3 protein-coding genes are annotated in these 3,560 nt (G+C 59.2%); all 3 read right to left on the bottom strand.

What is annotated here, in order from left to right; translation table 11 throughout:
• Positions 1 to 73: 73 nt before the first annotated feature.
• On the bottom strand, positions 74 to 1,015 hold the full coding sequence (locus AC1D1P_RS17840; protein ID WP_477673888.1) for an ABC transporter permease: 942 nt from the start codon (positions 1,013 to 1,015) through the stop codon (positions 74 to 76).
• Between the two features lie 36 nt (positions 1,016 to 1,051).
• Positions 1,052 to 2,155: an ABC transporter ATP-binding protein gene (locus tag AC1D1P_RS17835; RefSeq protein WP_477669064.1), complete on the bottom strand. Its 1,104-nt coding sequence runs from the start codon at positions 2,153 to 2,155 to the stop codon at positions 1,052 to 1,054.
• A 100-nt stretch (positions 2,156 to 2,255) separates the two neighbouring features.
• Positions 2,256 to 3,419 (bottom strand): extracellular solute-binding protein, encoded by a 1,164-nt coding sequence (locus AC1D1P_RS17830; RefSeq protein ID WP_477669063.1) that lies wholly within the window; start codon positions 3,417 to 3,419, stop codon positions 2,256 to 2,258.
• Positions 3,420 to 3,560 lie beyond the last annotated feature (141 nt).

Here is a 3,560-nt window from a genome sequence, read left to right as displayed (position 1 = left end):
CACCAGCCCCATCCAGATCCGGCCTATGTTGCCTTCTGCCAGGCGCAGGAAGGTTCTCATGGCTTCTTTCATCTCAGTGGCGTCCTTGCGCGTCACGGTCGCTGCTGGAGCGGTAATAAAAAGCCAGCGGCACCAGGATCAGGAGGATCATCACCACGGCCAGCGCGGATGCGCGCGGCCAGTTGTTGCTGCTGAACATCTCGTCCCACACCACGCGGCCGATCATGATGTTTTCAGCGCCCCCCAGCAGCGACGGAATCACGAACTCGCCGACGCTGGGGATGAAAACCAGCATCGAGCCGGCGATGATCCCGGACTTGCTGAGCGGAACAGTGATCAGCCAGAAAGCCTTCCAGGCGCTGGCGCCCAGATCGTGGGCAGCCTCCAGCAGACGAAAGTCCATCTTCACCAGGTTGGCGTAAAGCGGCAGGATCATGAAGGGGCAGTACACATAAGTCATACCCACCAGCATCGACACATCCGTGTAAAGCATCACCATCGGCTCCTGGATGATGCCCAGGGATAGCAGCAGGTTGTTGAGCACGCCCTGGTCGGCCAGGATGCCCTTCCACGCGTACACGCGCAGCAGGAAGGACGTCCAGAACGGCRGCATGACCAGCATCAGCAAGGCCGGCCGGATCGCTGGCCGCGACCGGGCAATGAAGTACGCAAACGGATAGCCAATCAGCAGGCACGACAGCGTCGTCAGTACCGCGTACTTCAGCGAAGTCTTGTACGCCTCCATGTAGATGGTGTTGCCGAAGCCGCCTGCGGTATCGGCCGCTTTGTCGATGAAGATGGACGCATAGTTGTTGTAGCGCAGCATGACGTGCCAGGACCCCTGCACCGTCTCGATCAGCGGCGCAAAGGGATCCACACCGTTGCCCATGTCCGTGACGCTGATCCGCAGCAGGATCAGGAAAGGCAACACAAAGAACAACAGCAGCCAGACATAGGGCACGCCGATCACGAAGCGTCGCCCCAGGTTGAGTTGAAGCCAGGAATGAATTTTCATCGCGGTAGTGAGATAGCTTGGCGTCGCAGCAGCAGCTTATTGAGTCAACACCACGGGCGCCGAATCGTCCCACCAGAAGAACACCGCGTCTTCCCAGGTGATCAGGGAGCTCTCGTGGCGCGTGGTGTTGGTCTCGGTGATCTTCACCCTGCGGCCGCCCGGCATTTCCACAATGAAAGTGTTGTAGCTGCCGAAATAAGCAATCTCCCGCACCTTGCCAGTGAACAGGTTGATGTTCACCTCAGGGCGGGTCTTGGCAATGTGAATCTTCTCCGGCCGCACCGCGATGGCCACCGACATGCCTAACGTTCCACTAATGCCGTGGCCCACATTCACCACGCCCTGCTCCGTCGTGACTTCACAGCGGTCCGCCTCGTCCAGCGTGAGCTCACCTTCAAACATATTGACGTTGCCGATAAAGTCGGCCACAAACCGGCAGTTGGGGTGCTCGTAGATTTCCTTGGGTGTGCCGACCTGCAGGACACGGCCGTGGCTCATGACGGCAATGCGGGATGCCATGGCCATGGCTTCTTCCTGGTCGTGCGTCACCATGACGCAGGTCACGCCCACGGATTCAAGAATGTTGACCAGTTCGAACTGGGTGCGTTCGCGCAGCTTCTTGTCGAGCGCGCCCAGCGGCTCATCGAGCAGCAGCAACTGGGGCCGCTTGGCCAGGCTGCGCGCCAGGGCCACACGCTGCTGCTGGCCGCCCGAGAGCTGGTGCGGCTTGCGTTTGGCAAAGGTCTCCAGCTGGACCAGCTTGAGCATCTCCTGCACACGCGCCTCGATCTCACCCTTGGGCATGCCTTCGCGCTTGAGTCCGAAGGCAATGTTGTCCCACACCGTCAGATGGGGAAAGAGCGCGTACGACTGGAACATCATGTTGATGGGCCGTTCGTAAGGCGGAAAAGAGGCGATGTCCACACCGTCCAGGATCACCGAGCCTTCGGTCGGTTTTTCAAAACCCGCCAGCATGCGCAGCAAGGTCGACTTGCCGCAACCCGAGCTCCCGAGCAGCGCGAAGATTTCACCCTTGTGAATCGACAGGGACACATCGTCCACCGCCGCCACACCATCAAAGCGCTTGACCAGCTGCTCAGTCCGCAAAAATCCGTCACCGGCCGGGAGGGGTAGATTCATGAACAGGGGTTCTCACCAAGAAAAAAGCTGCGCACACAAAGCATTGCATGCACAGCCGGGTTCACACTGAAATYAGCGCTTGCCAGAGATCAGTAAAACGTCACTTGCCTTTTTTGAAGGCAGTGAACACGTTGCTCATGGATTCACGCGCTTCGTTGCTGAAGCTGGCCGGAGACACCATTTTCTTCAGGTTGTCCGCATCGGGGAATACCGCCTTGTCCTTGGCAATCTCGGGCTTGACGCTGGCCAGGCTGGCCTTGTTGGCGGTGGCGTAACCCAGCTCGTTGGTCAAGGACGCGGACACCTCGGGGCGCAGCGAATAATTGATGAAAGCCAGCGCGTTGTTCGGGTGCTTGGCATCCTTCGGAATGGCCAGCGTGTCAAAGAAGATCAGGCCGCCGGTGCTGGGCAACAGGGCCTCGACGTCATTGCCGCTCTTGTTTTCAAGGGCGCGGGCACGGGCGATGTTGATGTCGCCGGCCCAAGCCAGTGCCACGCAGGCCTTGCCGCCGGCCAGGTCGTCAATCATGGTGCTGGAGAACATGCGGATGTGCGGACGCACCTTGGCCAGCATTGCGGCCGCAGCCTTGTGGTCGGCCGGGTCGTTCGAATAGGCGTTTTTGCCCAGGTAATGCATGGCGGGCGGCAGCACTTCGGTTGGCGAGTCGAGGTAGGCAATACCGCAGGATTTGAGCTTGGCGGTGTAGACCGGGTTGAACACCAGGTCCCATGCGTTTTCAGGCATGGGGGTGGAGCCCAGCGCCTTCGTTACCTTGGCCTTGTTGATGCCAACCGTGGTGAAGCTCCAGGCCCAGGGGACGAGATAGGCGTTACCCGGGTCGATGGTGCCCAGCTTTTCCATGATGGCGGGGTCGAGGTTGCCGTAGTTGGCGACCTTGGACTTGTCGAGCTTGGCAAGCAGGCCGCCGTCGATTTGTGGTTTGGCGAATACGGCGCCCGGCACCACGATGTCGTAGCCGGTGTTCCCTGCCACCAGCTTGGCGTGCAGGGCTTCGTTGTTTTCAAAGGTCTGGTAGTTGACCTTGATGCCGGTTTCTTTTTCGAAGTTGGCGATCATGTCCTTGGCGACATAGTCAGGCCAGTTGTAGACATTGAGCACCTTTTCTTCGGCGGGGGCAGCGGCGGGTGCGCTTGCTGCGGGCGCCGGAGCAGCAGCGACAGGTGCCTCCTCTTTTTTACCGCAACCGGCCAGCATGGCTGCCAGGATGGTTGAAATCGCCAGATAGCCAAGATGCTTTTTCATAATGTCCGTAACTCCTCTTAAAACTTGGAAGTAAAAACCAGGAAACTCAAGCAAAAATCAGACCGGAGCAATTGTATAAGAGGGCTAGGGCCTGTCATCATATAAATCGCCCCCGCGCTGGGGCTGCAAGGGGCGCAGCGC

It is taken from the genome of Polaromonas sp. P1_E1_2 (assembly GCF_056406035.1).
This window is presented reverse-complemented; position numbering and strand designations above follow the sequence as displayed.

Coding starts and splice junctions, on each gene's coding strand:
- AC1D1P_RS17835 (WP_477669064.1), bottom strand. CDS start 2,155: ATGAATCTACCCCTCCCGGCCGGTGACGGATTTTTGCGGACTGAGCAG.
- AC1D1P_RS17830 (WP_477669063.1), bottom strand. CDS start 3,419: ATGAAAAAGCATCTTGGCTATCTGGCGATTTCAACCATCCTGGCAGCC.